13 protein-coding genes are annotated in these 15,350 nt (G+C 73.9%); 5 read left to right on the forward strand and 8 right to left on the reverse strand.

The window, feature by feature from the left end; all coding sequences use genetic code 11:
* The 5 genes from IRQ30_RS05430 to IRQ30_RS05450 are packed head-to-tail and all read right to left on the reverse strand — an operon-like array spanning position 1 to position 5,795.
* Positions 1-621, reverse strand: a complete 621-nt coding sequence (locus tag IRQ30_RS05430) for an SRPBCC domain-containing protein (protein ID WP_193611973.1) — start codon at positions 619-621, stop codon at positions 1-3.
* Positions 618-3,023 (reverse strand): aerobic carbon-monoxide dehydrogenase large subunit, encoded by a 2,406-nt coding sequence (gene cutA / locus IRQ30_RS05435; protein ID WP_193611974.1) that lies wholly within the window; start codon positions 3,021-3,023, stop codon positions 618-620. Before cutA ends, IRQ30_RS05430 begins: the two co-directional genes overlap by 4 nt.
* The gene (locus tag IRQ30_RS05440) at positions 3,020-3,520 is read right to left on the reverse strand and encodes a (2Fe-2S)-binding protein (protein ID WP_193611975.1); all 501 of its coding nucleotides are present in this window, start codon (positions 3,518-3,520) and stop codon (positions 3,020-3,022) included. Before IRQ30_RS05440 ends, cutA begins: the two co-directional genes overlap by 4 nt.
* Positions 3,513-4,325 carry an FAD binding domain-containing protein gene (locus tag IRQ30_RS24105; protein WP_193611976.1) on the reverse strand — a complete coding sequence of 271 codons (813 nt, stop codon included), beginning with the start codon at positions 4,323-4,325 and terminating at the stop codon, positions 3,513-3,515. Before IRQ30_RS24105 ends, IRQ30_RS05440 begins: the two co-directional genes overlap by 8 nt.
* A 6-nt stretch (positions 4,326-4,331) precedes the next feature.
* Positions 4,332-5,795, reverse strand: coding sequence for a uracil-xanthine permease family protein (locus IRQ30_RS05450; RefSeq protein ID WP_193611977.1), 1,464 nt, complete (start codon positions 5,793-5,795; stop codon positions 4,332-4,334).
* A gap of 110 nt (positions 5,796-5,905) precedes the next feature.
* On the opposite strand from IRQ30_RS05450, the gene IRQ30_RS05455 reads away from it, so the two are divergent.
* The 4 genes from IRQ30_RS05455 to IRQ30_RS05470 are packed head-to-tail and all read left to right on the forward strand — an operon-like array spanning position 5,906 to position 11,882.
* On the forward strand, positions 5,906-6,559 hold the full coding sequence (locus IRQ30_RS05455) for an oxamate carbamoyltransferase subunit AllH family protein (protein ID WP_193611978.1): 654 nt from the start codon (positions 5,906-5,908) through the stop codon (positions 6,557-6,559).
* Entirely contained in the window at positions 6,556-8,028 is a 1,473-nt protein-coding gene (locus IRQ30_RS05460) for an FdrA family protein (RefSeq protein ID WP_193611979.1), read from the forward strand. The genes IRQ30_RS05455 and IRQ30_RS05460 overlap by 4 nt, the downstream gene beginning before the upstream one ends.
* Positions 8,025-9,431: a YlbE family protein gene (locus IRQ30_RS05465; protein ID WP_193611980.1), complete on the forward strand. Its 1,407-nt coding sequence runs from the start codon at positions 8,025-8,027 to the stop codon at positions 9,429-9,431. The genes IRQ30_RS05460 and IRQ30_RS05465 overlap by 4 nt, the downstream gene beginning before the upstream one ends.
* 48 nt (positions 9,432-9,479) lie before the next feature.
* Positions 9,480-11,882 carry a zinc ribbon domain-containing protein gene (locus IRQ30_RS05470; protein ID WP_193611981.1) on the forward strand — a complete coding sequence of 801 codons (2,403 nt, stop codon included), beginning with the start codon at positions 9,480-9,482 and terminating at the stop codon, positions 11,880-11,882.
* Here the strand turns inward: IRQ30_RS05470 and IRQ30_RS05475 are convergent.
* The 3 genes from IRQ30_RS05475 to moeZ all read right to left on the reverse strand — a co-directional run bounded on the left by IRQ30_RS05475 (position 11,861) and on the right by moeZ (position 14,518).
* Positions 11,861-12,178: an MGMT family protein gene (locus tag IRQ30_RS05475; protein ID WP_193611982.1), complete on the reverse strand. Its 318-nt coding sequence runs from the start codon at positions 12,176-12,178 to the stop codon at positions 11,861-11,863. The two genes, IRQ30_RS05470 and IRQ30_RS05475, sit on opposite strands and share 22 nt — an antisense overlap.
* Before the next feature lie 86 nt (positions 12,179-12,264).
* Positions 12,265-13,149 (reverse strand): chymotrypsin family serine protease, encoded by an 885-nt coding sequence (locus IRQ30_RS05480; protein ID WP_193611983.1) that lies wholly within the window; start codon positions 13,147-13,149, stop codon positions 12,265-12,267.
* A gap of 142 nt (positions 13,150-13,291) precedes the next feature.
* Positions 13,292-14,518: an adenylyltransferase/sulfurtransferase MoeZ gene (moeZ, locus tag IRQ30_RS05485; protein ID WP_193611984.1), complete on the reverse strand. Its 1,227-nt coding sequence runs from the start codon at positions 14,516-14,518 to the stop codon at positions 13,292-13,294.
* Positions 14,519-14,753: 235 nt separating this feature from the next.
* On the opposite strand from moeZ, the gene IRQ30_RS05490 reads away from it, so the two are divergent.
* Entirely contained in the window at positions 14,754-15,341 is a 588-nt protein-coding gene (locus IRQ30_RS05490; protein WP_193607471.1) for a TetR/AcrR family transcriptional regulator, read from the forward strand.
* Positions 15,342-15,350 lie beyond the last annotated feature (9 nt).

Raw genomic sequence — 15,350 nt, forward strand, 5'->3', positions numbered from 1 at the left:
TCATGATCGCCGACGGCCGAAGAGACCCTGCGCGACGACCCCGAGGAGCACCAGGCCGGCGCCCACCGCGATGCCCCGGACGAAGTCCTCCTGCGACGACGTGCGCGCCGACGCCGCGCCGACGTAGACGGGCTGCGAGGCCGGGTCTCCGGAGGCGACCGCGGGTGACGCCTCGGGGGCCGGCGGGCCGGAGAGCGCGCCGCCGACGTTGTCGAAGAACTCCCCGGCCATCCGCTTCGAGACCGAGGAGAGCATCCGCTGGCCCACGCCGCCGACCATGCCGCCCACGACCGCGTCGGCGTCCCACGCGATGCGGGTGCCCTCGGGGACCTCCTCGAACCGCACGGCCACCGTGGCGTCGACCGTGCCGGGCGCCCCGGCACCCTGGAGGCGCATCGTCAGCGACTCGCGCTCGCCCAGGTCGGTCAGCGAGCACGAGCCGTCGTAGGTGCCCTTGATCGCGGCGACGCCGGCCGTGACCGTCATCGCGTAGGAGTGCTCCCCCACCGTCTCCAGCCGCGAGCAGCCGGGGATGGTCGAGACCAGCACCTGCGGGTCGAGCAGCGCGTCCCAGACCCGGTCCACCGGGTGGGGCAGGACGTTGGCTCCGGTGATCTTCACGAGGTCTCCTCGGCGTGCGCGAGTCGGAGGTGGAAGAGGTCGGACGGCGAGATCGGCATCGCCGTGATCGCCAACCCGGTGGAGGTGAGCCCCTCCGCGTCCTCGATCGCGGACGCGAAGACGGCGGCCGACGGGATGACCCCGGCCTCCCCCGCGCCCTTGATGCCGAGGGGGTTCAGCGGGGAGGGCGTCTCGAGGTGGTCGATGTCGATGCCGTCGGGGACCTCCGTGACGTAGGGCATCAGGAAGTCCATGAACGAGGCGTTGAGCAGCTGGCCGGACTCGTCGTAGACCATCCGCTCGTAGAGCGCGCCGCCCACGCCCTGCGCCACGCCGCCGTGGATCTGGCCCTCCACGATCGTGGGGTTGATGAGCTTGCCGCAGTCGTGGACGACGGCGTACTTGAGCACCGTGATCTCCGCGGTCAGCGGGTCGGTCTCGACGATCACGGCGTGCATCCCGGAGGCGAACGTCGAGCGCTCGGGCGAGTAGAAGTCCGTGCCCTCGAGCCCCGGCTCCTCGTCCTCGGCCACGGGCGGCTTGCTCGCGTCGCCGACGGTGAACTGCGTCGCCGCCTTGGACGCCTCGTCGAAGGCGTAGCGCAGCGGGTTGGAGAGCACCGCGACGGTGCCGAGGTCGATCGCGGAGCCGGGCGATCCCTTCACCGACACCACCCCGTCGACGATCTGCAGGTCGTCGGGCGAGGCCTCGAGCGCCTCGGCGGCGATCTTGAGGGCCTTCTGCTTGGCCTTCCTGGCCGCCAGGTGGATGGCCGAGCCGCTCATCACCGCGGCGCGCGAGGCGAAGGTGCCGACGGCGTAGGGCATCCGCCGGGTGTCGCCGGTGACGACCTCGACGTCCTCGAACCGGCAGCCGAGCTCGTCGGCGACCAGCTGCGCGAAGACCGTGGCGTGCCCCTGGCCCTGGGTGGTGAGGCCGGTGGCGACCTTGACCTTGCCGGAGGTCTCGACGTGCACGTGGGCGCCCTCGTAGGGGCCGACGCCGGTGCCCTCGACGTAGCAGGCCAGCCCGATGCCGACGCGACGGCCCTGGGCGGCCATCTCGGCGCGGTAGGCCGGGAAGTCGTCCCAGCCGATGAGCGCCTTGATCTTCTCCAGCGACGCCGGGTAGTCGCCGCTGTCGTAGGTCAGCTCGCGGCCGTCCTGGAAGACCAGCCCCTGCTCGAAGGGGAACTCGTCGGGCTGGATGAAGTTGGCCGCGCGCACCTCGGTGCGGTCCTTGCCGAGCTCGGCGGCGATCGCGTCCATGGCGCGCTCCATGGCGTAGCAGCCCTGGGGGCGCCCGGCGCCGCGGTAGGGCGTGACCATGACCGTGTTGGTGTAGAGCGACTCGAACACCACGCGGTAAACCTCGGGCTTGTAGGGCCCGAGCAGCTGGGTGGAGGTGATGATCGGGACGATCAGCCCGTACGGCGAGTAGGCGCCGTGGTCGTGCCAGAACATCACGTCCAGCGCGAGCAGCCGCCCGTCGTCGTCGAAGCCCACCTCGATGTGCTGCACCTGGCCGCGCTCGTGGGCCGAGGAGATGAAGTGCTCGCGGCGGTCCTCGGTGAACTTCACGGTCCGCCCCAGCGTGCGCGCCGCCAGCGGGACCAGCAGCTCCTCGGGCCAGGGGTGGTTGATCTTGACGCCGAAGCCGCCGCCCACGTCGGGCGTGATCACGTCGACCTGCCGCAGGTCGAGCCCCAGCTTGACGGCCACCACCGCGCGCACGCCGGTGGCGGTCTGGGTCGACGACCAGACCTGGAGCCGGTCGATGTCGGGGTCCCAGCGCGCGACCGTGCCGCGGCCCTCCAGCGGCATGCAGGCGCTGCGCTCGACGTCGAGGTCGAGGGTCAGCCGGCGGGGCGACGCGGCCAGCGCCGCCTCGACGTCGCCGGTGCTCTGCTCCATGCGGGCGCCGACGTTGCCCGGGACGTCGTCGTGGACCAGCCGGTCGGCGGCGCGCGCCGCCTCGATGCCGACGACGGGCGGGAGCAGGTCGTAGCTGACCCGGATCCGCCCGACGGCGTCCTCGGCGACGTAGCGGTCGTCGGCGACGACGAACGCGATGGCCTCGCCTACGTAGTTGACCTCGTCCTTGGCCAGCGCGTACTGCGTGCGGCCGTGGGTCAGTGCCGGGTGCGGGATCAGCAGGGGCAGCGGCTCGGCCATCGGGCCGGTCAGGTCGTCGTAGGTCCACACCGCGTGCACGCCGTCGACGTCGAGCACGTCGGCCACGTCGATGTCGACGATCCGGGCGTGCGCGTGGGGCGAGCGGAGCACGGCGCAGTGCAGGGTGGAGGCGTCGACGGCGACGTCGTCGGCGTAGCGGCCGTGGCCGCGCAGGAGGCGCTGGTCCTCGACCCGCTGGACGCCGGTGCCCATCAGCTTGGTGGTCACGAGCCCTCCACCTCCTGCTGGGCCCCCAGCTCGGCGGCGCGCTCGACCGCCTTGACGATGTTCTGGTAGCCGGTGCAGCGGCACAGGTTGCCGGCGATCATGTCGCGCGCCTCCTCGTGCGTCGGCTGCGGGTTCTCGCGCAGCCCGGCGGTGATCGTGGTCAGGAACCCCGGCGTGCAGAAGCCGCACTGCAGACCGTGGCACTCCACGAAGGCCTGCTGCACGTTGCTCAGGGTGCCGTCGTCGTCGGCCAGCCCCTCGACCGTGGTGAGCTCGAGCCCGACCGCCGACACGGCGAACATCAGGCACGCCCGCACCGGGCGGCCGTCGGCCAGCACGGTGCACGCGCCGCACACGCCGTGCTCGCAGCCCACGTGGGTGCCGGTCAGGCAGAGGTCGTGGCGCAGCGCGTCGGACAGCAGCCGCCGCGCCGGCAGCCGCAGCTCGTGGAGCACGCCGTTGACGCTCAGCCGCACGTCCAGCAGGGACTCACTCATCGGTCGTCGCCTCTCGCACCACGCGCGCGGTCAGGACCCGCACCAGCTGCGCGCGGTAGGCGGCGGTGGCGTGGATGTCGTCGGTCGGGTCGAGCTGCGCGAGCGCGGCGTCGCCCAGGTCCTCGGTCGCGACGCCGGTCAGGTCCACCACCGTCGGTACGTCGTTCACCGACACGAAGCCGACCCGCACGGTGTCGCCGTCCACCAGCGCGGCGGCCCCCACGAGGGCGTAGTCGCCGTGGCGGCGGGCGATCTCGGCGAACGCCACGCGGGCGCCGGGCGCCAGCGCCGGGAAGAACGCCGACGTCGCGATCTCGTCGTGCGCCAGGCTCGACTCCAGCGGACCGACGTACAGCTCGTCGGCGGGGACCGTGCGGGCGCCACCGGGGCCGGCGACGTCGACGGAGCCACCGAGCAGCCGCAGCACCACCGGCATCTCCGCGGCGGCGTCGGCGTGCACGATCGAGCCGACGGTCGTGCCGCGGTTGCGGATGGTCGCGTGGGCCACGTGGGAGAGCGCCAGCCGCAGCAGCGGCTGCACGCGGGCCGCCTCGTCGTGGGCGAGCACGTCGGCGTGGCGGGCCAGGGCGCCGACGCGCACGCCGTCGTCGGTGACCTCGACCGAGTCGAGCCCGGGCAGGCCGTTGATGTCGACCAGGGTCGAGGGCGCCGCCAGCCTCATGGACAGCAGCGGCACCAGCGACTGCCCGCCCGCGAGCACCTTCGCACCCGGGTCGCCGGACAGCGCGGCCAGCGCGTCGTCCAGCGAGCCCGGGCGGACGTAGTCGAAGGGGGCGGGCTTCACGCGGTGCTATCCCTCCCGGTGGCGGTGGACGGGGTCCTGGCCCTCGGTGTGGGCGCCGGGGGTGCCGACCGCGATCATCGTGCCGTCGTCGTTGCGGCCCACGAGCCGCGCGAGGTGGTAGCCGGCGACGACGACGATCGTGCCGAGGGCGATGCCGCTGAGCACGAAGTCGTCGGTGATCTCGAGCGAGGCGTTGCCGATGGCGAGGATGATGCCGGCGCTGATCGGCACGAGGTTGATCGGCTTGCCGAAGTCCACCCCGTTCTCCTTCCAGATCTTGGCGCCCAGGAGACCGATCATCCCGTAGAGCACCAAGGTGATGCCGCCGAGCACCGCCGGCGGGGTGGCGTTGACCAGGGCGCCGAACTTCGGCACGAAGCCGAGCAGGATCGCCACCACGGCGGCCACGTAGTAGGCGGCGGTGGAGTAGACGCGGGTGGCCGCCATGACGCCGATGTTCTCGGCGTACGTCGTGGTGGGCGAGCCGCCGACAACCGAGGCGACGACGGTGCCGACCCCGTCGGCCGCCACGGCCTTGCCCATCACCGGGTCCAGGTCGACGCCGGTCATCTCGCCGACCGCCTTGACGTGGCCGAGGTTCTCGGCCACGAGGGCGATCACCGCCGGCAGGACGAGGAGGATGAACGCGATCTTGAACGACGGGGCGTGCCAGCCGACGACCTCGAGGAAGTCGGGGCTCGCGTTCTGGTTGCCGACGAGCCCGTCCTTGGTGTGGACCGGGAAGCCGACCCAGTCGGACGCCTTCACGCCGGACCAGTCGACGCGGTGGTGCGGACCGGGCTCGGCGCTGCTCGGCAGCGGCAGGGAGATCTTGCCGAAGGCCAGGTCGGCGAGCCAGGAGATGACGTAGCCCGCGATCAGCCCCAGGAAGATCGCGATCCGGCCCAGGAAGCCCCGCAGCCCGACCGCCATCAGGATGACCAGGGTCATCGTGACGATCGCGATCCAGGGGTCGGAGGGCATGTAGGTGCCGGTGGCGACCGGGGCCAGGTTGAACCCGATCAGCATCACGACCGCCCCGGTCACGACCGGCGGCAGCACCGCGTTGACCGCGGCCGCGCCCAGCACGTGGATCAGCACGCCCACGAGTGCGAGCACGACGCCCGCGACCAGGATCGCGCCGGTCACGTCGGCCGGGCCGCCGGGGCCGCCCGAGCCCGAGTAGGTGTAGATCGCGGTGGCGCCGCCGACGAAGGACGCGGACGTGCCGAGGTAGCTCGGCACCTTGCCCTTGACGATGAGCAGGAAGCAGATGGTCGCGATGCCGCTCATCAGGATCGCCAGGTTGGGGTTGAGCCCCATGACGATCGGGAAGACGAACGTCGCCCCGAACATCGCCACGACGTGCTGCGCGCCGAGTCCCGCGGTCTTGCCCCAGCCGAGCCGCTGGTGCGGCGCGACGGCCTCACCGGGCCCGGGGTCGACCTTCTCCCACGTGAACTGCGACATCAGAACCCTCCTAGATCGTGGCGATGGCCCCCATGCGACCCCTAGGAAACACCCTCCGGGCCTCCTGGCGCTGGAGGAACGCCGCATCGTTGCGGAGTAGCGTCTGGACCGTGACGCAGCGACCTGCCATCCCGGCCAGCGCCCCGGACCGGGTCGCGGCCCGCCTCCGCTCGGCTCCCGACGGGCCCCTGGCCCTCCTCCACACCGGACCGGACGCGGTCTACGTCGACCTCGACGGACGCGCGCTGGGGGTGGTCGGGCGTCGCGCGTGGCAGGTGCCGTGCGCGCTGCGCACCCGCCTCGACGAGCTGCCCGACGTGCGCTCCGCCGCGGTCGTCGGCGGCGTCCTGCACCTCGACGGCGTGCCGGTGCAGGTCGGCCGCGTCGTCAGCACCCGGGTGGCCGTGCGCCCGCTCGGGCTGTCCGGCCGGCGCCTCGACCCGGCGGCGCTCGTGGGCAGCGGCGCCGGCCTCACGCCGTACGGCGACGACGTGCTGTGCGGCTACCTCGCCGCCCACCGTGCCGCCGGCAGCGCCACCGCCGACCTCGACGCGCAGGTGTCCGACCTGCTCCCCCGCACGACCGTCCTGTCCGCCACCCTCCTGGAGTGCGCCATGCGCGGGGAGGTGCTGCCCGAGGTCGGCGACCTGCTCACCGCCTGGGGCACCGGCCGCGCCGCGGACGCGGAGGCCGCGCTGCTGCGCGTCGGCAGCTCGTCCGGGGCGGGCCTGCTCGAGGGCGCCCGTCTGGCGCTCGCCGCATGAGCGCCCACGTCGAGCTCCGACCCGGCGCGTACGCCGACTCGGTGACGCTGCTGCAGGTGAGCCGCACCGTCGCCCAGCTGCCCGGCGTCGCGGCCGCGCAGGTGGCGATGGCGACCCCGCTCAACGTGGAGGTCCTCGAGGGCATGGGCTTCGAGATCCCGCCGGAGGCGGGCGTCAACGACCTCGTCGTCGCCGTGCGCCTGGACGACACCGCCAACGACTCGCCGGCCGAGGCCGTGCTGGCCGACGTGCTGGCCGACGTGCTGGCCGGCGTGGACCGCGCGCTCGCGGACAGCACCCGCCGACCGTCCGGCTCGGCCGAGCTCGCCGCGCACCGCACGACCGCCACCGCGCTGCGCGACGTCCACGACGGTGGCGTCGTCGTGCTGGTCTCGGTGCCCGGTCCGAGCGCCGTGGTCGAGGCCATGGACGCCGTCGAGGCCGGACGCGACGTGATGATCTTCAGCGACAACGTGCCGGTCGAGCACGAGCTCGCGCTCAAGCGGGCCGCCGAGCCCGGAGGGGTCCTGGTCATGGGACCCGACTGCGGCACGGCGATCGTCGACGGCGTGGGCCTCGGCTTCGCGAACGTCGTCTCCCCCGGACCCGTCGGCATCGTCGCCGCCTCCGGCACCGGCTGCCAGCAGCTGCTCGCCCTGCTCGACCACGCCGGCGTCGGCGTCACGTCCGCCCTGGGCGTGGGTGGTCGCGACCTCGGCGCCGACGTCGGCGGGCTCGCCACCCGCGAGGCCCTGCGCCGGCTCGACGCGGAGGAGTCCGTCGAGCTCGTCGTGCTCGTCTCCAAGCCGCCCGCGCCGGAGGTCGCCACCTCCGTGCAGGAGTACGCCGCCGGCCTGGCCACGCCGGTCGAGTTGGCGCTGCTCGGGGCCGGGCAGCCCGACCTGACCGCCGCCGCCGAGCGGGTCCTGGAGCGTCTCGGCCGTCCCGTGCCGACCTGGCCCGTCGCCGAGCCGGCCACGGCGCGAGGCCCGGTCGGCGGCACCATGCTGCGCGGGCTGTTCGTGGGCGGGACGCTCGCCGGGGAGGCCCGACAGCTGGCCGCCGAGGCGCTCGGCGCCGTCGGCGCAGCGCTGGACGACCTGCACGGCGACGGGCACGGCGTCGTCGACTTCGGCGACGACGCCTACACCTCCGGTCGCGCCCACCCGATGATCGACCCGACCCTGCGCCTCGACCACCTCGCCCGGGTCGCCGACGACCCGCGCACCGGCGTGGTGCTGCTCGACGTCGTGCTGGGCCACGGCGCCGAGCCCGACCCCGCCGCGCTGCTGGCACCCGCCCTCGAGGCCGTGACGGCGCCCGTCGTCGTCAGCCTCGTCGGCACCGCCGGGGATCCCCAGGGCCTCGAGCGCCAGCGCGCCGCCCTCGCCGCCGCCGGCGCCGAGGTCCACCTCTCCAACGCGCGCGCCACCCGGCGCGCCCTCGAGCTGCTGGGAGCCACCCGATGAGCACCGCCCGCGTCGCGACCACCGGGGTCGACCTGCTCGCCGACGCCGTCGAGGCCCAGGCCGTCGACGTCACGCGCGTCGACTGGCGTCCGCCGATGCCCGGCACCGAGGCCGACCTCGCGACGGTGGCCGTGGACCCGCGTCGCGCCGCCGCCAACGCGCAGGCCGTCGCCGCCATGCTCGGCGTCACCGCGCACCTCGTCGACGTGGGTCCCGCCTCCGAGGTGCTGGGCCTCGAGCGAGGAGAGTTCCTGCACGCCGGGCCCCCTATCGAGTGGGCCCGCGCCTCCGGTCCGCTGCGCGGCGGTCTGATGGCCGGCGCGGCGCTGGAGGGCCTGGTCGAGGACCCCCAGGACGCCGTCGCGCTGTTCGAGTCCGGGGCCGGCGTCTCGCTGGAGCCCTGCCACCACCGCGGCACGGTCGGTCCGATGGCCGGGGTGGTCACCCCGAGCATGTGGATGTTCGTCCTGGAGGACCGAGCCACCGGGCGGCGCACGCACTGCTCGCTCAACGAGGGCCTCGGCAAGGTGCTGCGCTACGGCGCCTACTCCCCCGACGTCCTCACCCGCCTCCGGTGGATGGGCGACGTCCTGGGCCCCGCCCTGAGGGCCGCGGTGCGCGCCACCGTCGACGCCCAGGGGCCGGTCGACGTGACCGGCATCCTCACCCAGATGCTGCAGATGGGCGACGAGGCCCACAACCGCAACCGCGCCGGCACGCTGATGCTGCTGCGCGACCTCGCCCCGGCCCTGGCCACGAGCGGGCTCCCGGCCACCGACGTCGCCGAGGTGCTGCGCTTCGTCGGCGGCAACGACCACTTCTTCCTCAACCTCGCGATGCCCGCCTGCAAGCTCGCCCTCGACGCCGCCAGGGACGTGCCGGGCTCCACGATGGTCGTCGCGATGGCCCGTAACGGCACCGACTTCGGGATCCAGGTCTCCGGCACCGGCGACGAGTGGTTCACCGGACCGGCCCAGGTCGCCGACGGGCTCTACCTCGGCGACTACGGCCCCGACGACGCCAACCCCGACATCGGCGACTCCGCGATCACCGAGACCGCCGGCATCGGCGGCTTCGCGATGGCCACCGCGCCGGCGATCGTCCGCCTGGTGGGTGGCAGCGTGCCCGACGCCCTCGCCACCACGCGCCGGATGCACGAGATCACGCTCGCCAAGAACCCCCGCTGGTCCGTCCCGGTGCTGGAGTTCCAGGGCACGCCCACCGGCATCGACGTCACCCGGGTCTGCCGCACCGGCATCCTCCCGCAGATCAACACCGGCATGGCCGGCCGGGTCGCGGGCGTCGGGCAGGTCGGCGCCGGACTGGTCACGCCGCCGGCCGAGATCTTCCCGCAGGCCCTGGCCCGGCTCGCCGAGCTGAGCACGCGTACTCAGACCGGTTGAGCGCTGCGGCACGCTCGCGGGGGCGTGCCCCTGGGGCCTACTGGGTCCATGACGCGCTACGCCGACCCGCTCACCTGCCCCGACTGCCGCGCCAACCTGCCCGTCGGCGCCCAGCAGTGCCCCGCCTGCCACCTGCCGCTCGCGCACCCGATCGCCGCGGAGCTGCTCGGCACGCTGACCTACGCCGACACCCTCCTCACCCGGCTGCGCGTCGTCGCCCGCACGCAGGAGTCGCCGCGCCTGGCGTCGTTCGTGCCGCCGGTCGCGCCGCTGCCCCGCCCCGCCGCACCTGAGCGCCGTACGGGCGTGCGGGCGGCGTCCGTGCCGACGATCCTGCTCGGACTCGGCGCGTTCTGCCTGCTCGTCGCCTCCGTCATCTTCCTGGCCGTGGCCTGGTCGTGGCTCGGCGTCGGCGGTCGTACGGCGGTCCTGCTCACCCTCACTGCCGGCGCCGGCGTCCTCGGCCAGTGGCTCGCGCGCCGGGGGCTCCGCGTCGCGGGCGAGGCCCTCACCACGGTGGCGCTGGGCCTGCTGGTGCTGGACGTGGTCGGCGCCGAGAACTCGGGCTGGCTGGGCGCCCTCACCGACGAGGGGCTGTTCCTCGTCGTGGGCGTCGTCGTGGCGGCCGTCTCCCTAAGCCTGGCCCTGACGCCCACGCGCCTCCTGGCCCCGCAGCTGGCCGGCGTCGTGGGGCTCGGCGTCGCCGCCATCGCGGCGTTCGACCTGACCCAGGGCTCCCTGTGGCTGGCCGGCTCCACCGTCGTGGTGTTCACCGCGGTCGTCGAGCTGGCACGACGCGTCGCCCTCCCGGTCCTGCTGTGGTCGGCCGCCACGGGCGGTGCCGTCGCGTGGATGGTCCTGACGACCTACGCACTCGCCGCCACCGACGACGGCCCCATGACCTTCGCGTCCCTCTGGTCCGGCCCCGGGTGGGCGCTGCTGGCCGCCTCGGGGATGCTCCTGCTGCCGCTGGCCTTCCACCGGGGCCGCGAGACCGTCGTGTGCGCCGTCGCCGCGGCGGCGTGCCTCACGTCGCTGACCCTCGCCCTGCCCGCCGGCGACGAGAGCGCGACCGTGCTCGCCACCGTGGCGCTCGGCCTCCTGGTCGCCTGGACCGCCGCGGCGGTCCTGGTGCCGCGGGCGTGGACCGTCGTGGCCCTGGTCCCGGCCTGCGCCGCGGCGCTCCCCGTCCTCGTCGTCTCCGGCAGCCTCTCCCTCCAGGCCACCGTGCGCACGCTGGCCGCCGGGCAGCAGCGGGGTGCCCGGGTGTCCCTGGAGAAGTTCGAGGCCCTCGTGCACCCCGCGCTGCTGCTGCCCTCGCTCGCCGCGCTGCTCGCGCTCGTGGCGGTCGCCCTCCCGACCACGCGCGGCACCGCCGGCCGGGTCGCCGCCGTCTCGTCGCTCGCGGCCGCCGGCGTCGCGACGCTCGCGCTCCACCCGGTGCCGCTGTGGAGCGTCGTCGTCATCCTCGCCCTGGCCGGCACCGCCCTGGTCGCGGACTCGCTGCGCCGCGAGACCGGCATCGCCGAGACCGTCGCGGGGCTGCTGGTCCTGGGGTCGGCGCTGCTCGCCGGGCGCTCCAGCGAGGTCCTCGTGACCGGCGCCCTGGCGCTCGTCACGCTCGCCTCCGTCGCCCTCGTCACCCGCGGCTGGTCCCCCGAGTCGCGCCCGCTCGGCGACCTGCTGCTGCCCGCCGCCCTGACCGGGCTGATCTGGTCGGGCGCCGGCCTGGCCGACGTCGATCCGGTGCTGCGCGGGGTCCCGATCCTGCTCGTCGTGGGCCTGCTGGCGATCGCCAGGTCACGGGTCGAGCTGGAGGCGTCCGCGGTCGTCGCGGGCTCGCTGGCGGCGCTCGCGAGCGTGCTCGCCGCGCAGGACCTCGGCACGGCGGCCAGCGTGCACCTGACGGTCGGCGGTGTGGTCGTGTCCGCCTCGGGGCTGCTGCACCGGCGCCGGGCCACCGTGGTCGCCGGCGGGGCGCTGCTGTTCGCCGCGACCTGGGTCCGCCTGGCCGACCTCGGCGTCGAGGCGCCGGAGGCCTACACGCTGCCGCTCGCGGTGGTCCTCACGCTGGTCGGCCTGCACGCCGTGCTCCGCCGCGACGAGGCCTCCACCTCCGCCCTCACCCCCGGGCTGGTCCTCGCGACGGTCCCGTCGCTGCTGTGGGTGCTGGCCGGCGACCCGGTGTCGGTGCGCGCGGTGCTCCTGGGCGCCACCTGCCTCGTGCTGGTGCTCGCCGGCAGCCGGCTGCGGTGGAGCTCGCCGCTCGTCGTCGGCGCGGCCGCGGGCGGGCTGCTCGTCCTGCGCGAGCTCGCGCCGTACGTCGCCGAGACGCCGCAGTGGGTGCTGCTCGGGCTCGCCGGCACGCTCCTCACGGTCGTCGGCGTCACCTGGGAGCGCCGGCTGGTGGAGCTGCGCTCGGCCGGCGCCTACCTCGAGCGCCTGCGCTGAGCCTTGGGCGACCAGAACGCCGCCACGATGTCCACGTTGCCGGAGGCCCGCATCGGGGTGCCCTCCTCGAGGTAGGCCTGCCGCGCCTCGCCCTCGTGGCTCGGCGGCAGGGACCCGTCGGCGCGCACCACGCGCCACCACGGGACCGGCCCGCCGTCGCGCGACATCACGGCGCCCACCTGCCGTGGGCCTCCCCCGACGACGTCGGCGATCGCGCCGTACGTCGTGACGCGCCCGCGCGGGATCTGCTCGACCAGACCGAGCACGCGCTCGACGTAGTCCTCGCGGTCCGGCATGCGAGCAAGGTACTCCCCTGACGGCGCAGTGGCTCCGTCCGCCGAGGCGGACGGAGCCACGTGCTGCACCCTGCGGTGCCGAGGTGTCAGAGGACCGGTGAGAAGGGCTCGGTGCCCTGCGCGAGGGCCAGGCCGGAGATGGTGCCGTGCTGCTGGGCGTAGGCCAGCTCGCGGCCCAGGTCGCCGACGCCGTTCGAGGCCGGCAGCGGTGCGAGCGCCAGCGTGGACAGGGTGCCGAGCGCCTTGCCCTGGCCGTCGACGAACGCCGAGCCGGAGTCACCGGGGACGCCGGGCGTCACGGTGTAGACCGGGTGGGTCCAGCCGCCACCGTCGGCGCCGAGGCTCACCCCGGTCTTGGGCGAGAGCTGCTCGATGCCGGCGCGGATGCCGGAGTTGCCGAAGCTGTGGACGCGGTCGCCCGCCGCGGTGCCGGAGGTGTTGATGCCGCTCGGACCGCCCCAGAACGGGATGCTCGGGTTGACCTTGGAGACGTCGCCCGCGTCGACCTTGACCAGCGCGAAGTCGTTGTAGGCGCAGGTGTCGGCGTCGGTCTCGCCGCGCGACTGCATGGTGACCCAGGAGCTGTAGACGAGGGTGCCGGCGCCGACCTGCTCGCCGGCGCTCAGCAGGGAGCCGCCGCGGTTGAAGGTGACTCGGGTGCCGAGCGGCAGGGACGCCGCCACGCAGCCGTCGGTGTCGGTGGCCTCGCCGGTGCTCGCGCAGTGGGCGGCCTGACCGAGGTAGACGCCGCCGGCGGCGTCGGAGAAGACGAAGTTGGCGGTGCACTGACCGCTGCCCGCGGTGTTGGTCTGCACCCCCGGGGTGATGGCGGCGCTGCCGGCGGGGGCCCAGGCGACGGTCGCGTCGGCGGCCTGAGCGGTGGGCGCCGTGACGAGCGCGGCCGCGAGCGTCGTGCTGGCGGCGGCGGCGCCCAGCGCGGCGAGGCGCTTGGTCTTCGTGGCGAGCTGCATCGGGGAGGTCCCTCCTGGGTGCGGTCGGCGGTGGTGCCGAGAGCTGGTGTCCCCTGCCCAACGGCACACCCCCCGAACGGGTTACGCCCGAGTAGTCAAATCTGACTACTCGGGCGCAGGTCCCGGACGCTCCAGGAGTCGGTCAGTAGGCGGGCTGGCTTGGGTCGATCTGGTCGACCCACGCCACGACCCCGCCGCCGACGTGCACGGCGTCGGCGTACCCGGCGCCCTTCACGATCGCCAGCGTCTCCGCCGAGCGGACGCCGGACTTGCAGTGCATGACCACCTGCTTGCCAGTGTCGACAGGGGGAAGCTTCGCCAGAGCAGTTCCGTTGAGGAAGTCGCCCTTCGGGATCAGCACCGAGCCGGGGATCCGGTTGATCTCGTACTCGTTGGGCTCGCGCACGTCGACCAGCACGAAGTCGCGGGTGCCCTCCTCGCGCTCCTTGAGCATGTGCTCGAGCTGGACGACCGAGATCGTCGAGCCGGCGGCCGCGTCGGCGGCCTCGGTCGAGATCGCGCCGCAGAAGGCGTCGTAGTCGATGAGCCCGGTGACCGTGGCGTTCTCGCCGCACAGCGCGCAGTTGGGGTCCTTGCGGACCTTGAGCTTGCGCCACTCCAGCTCGAGGGCGTCGTAGATGACGAGCTTGCCGACAGCCGGGTCGCCGATGCCGGTCAGGACCTTGATCGCCTCGTTGACCTGGATCGAGCCGATCTGCGCGCACAGGACGCCGAGCACGCCGCCCTCGGCGCAGCTCGGGACCATGCCCGGCGGCGGCGGCTCGGGGTAGAGGCACCGGTAGCAGGGCGCGTCGACGCTCTCGCCGCTCTCGTCGGTGGCGTGCGGCCAGAAGACCGAGGCCTGGCCGTCGAAGCGGTAGATCGAGCCCCACACGTAGGGGATCTTCAGGAAGTACGCCGCGTCGTTGACCATGTAGCGCGTCGCGAAGTTGTCGGTGCCGTCGACGATGAGGTCGTAGCCCTCGAAGACCTGCATGACGTTGTCGTTGTCGAGGCGCTCCTCGTGCAGCACGACCTCGACGTAGGGGTTGATCTCGGCGATCGACTCCTTCGCCGACTGGGCCTTGGGCTTGTCGATGTCGCTGACGCCGTGGATCACCTGGCGCTGCAGGTTGGACTCGTCGACGGTGTCGAACTCGGCGATGCCGAGCGTGCCGACACCCGCCGCGGCGAGGTAGAGCAGGGCGGGGCTGCCGAGGCCGCCGGCGCCGATGACCAGCACCTTGGCGTTCTTGAGCCGCTTCTGCCCGCTCATGCCCACGTCGGGGATGATCAGGTGCCGGCTGTAGCGCCGGACCTCGTCGATGGTCAGCTCGTCAGCTGGCTCGACCAGCGCGGGAAAGCTCACGGATACTCCTCGGTGCGGGTGGTGGGGATGCTCTGGCCCAACGCCGGGGCCTCCTGCCATGTTCCCTCGGGCGTGGTGGGGCCACCCGACGGCGTCCCGTCATCCGGACCAGGTACCAACGAGTAGGCTCCCAGCGTCAGCAGGGACCGACGTCCGCAGCACCGGCAGCACGAGGGAGCACAGGGTGAGCGCAGGGCAGTACGACGTCGACGCACCTCGCCCGCGCGGCGCCCGGATGCCGCGGCGCGAGCGTCGCGCGCAGCTGCTGTCGTCCGCCCTCGAGGTGTTCGTGGCCCAGGGCTACCACGCCGCGGCCATGGACGACATCGCCGAGCGCGCCGGCGTCTCCAAGCCCGTGCTCTACCAGCACTTCCCGGGCAAGCTCGACCTCTACCTCGCGCTGCTCGACGTCTCCTGCGACCAGATCATCGACAACTGCCGCCTGGCGCTGGAGTCGACGCAGGACAACAAGCTGCGGGTCGGCGCGGCCGTCGACGCCTTCTTCGAGTACGTCGCCAACGACACCGGCGCGTTCCGGCTGGTGTTCGAGTCCGACCTCACCAACGAGCCCGCCGTGCGCGAGCACGTCGACCGCGTGACCACCGAGTGCGCCACCCTGATCGCCCACGTCATCCACGACGACACCGGCCTGCCCGACGCGGCGTCCAAGCTGCTCGCCGTGTCCCTGGTGGGAATGGCCCAGGTGAGCGCGCGGTTCTGGCTCAGCGAGGCGGGCGACATCACCCGCACCGACGCCGCGGCACTGGTGTCGGCCCTCGCCTGGCGCGGCATCCGCGGCTACCCCAAGACCGACGAGCACTGAGAAGCACGA

This window comes from Nocardioides lijunqiniae (assembly GCF_015024225.1).
Classification (GTDB): Bacteria; Actinomycetota; Actinomycetes; order Propionibacteriales; family Nocardioidaceae; genus Nocardioides; species Nocardioides lijunqiniae.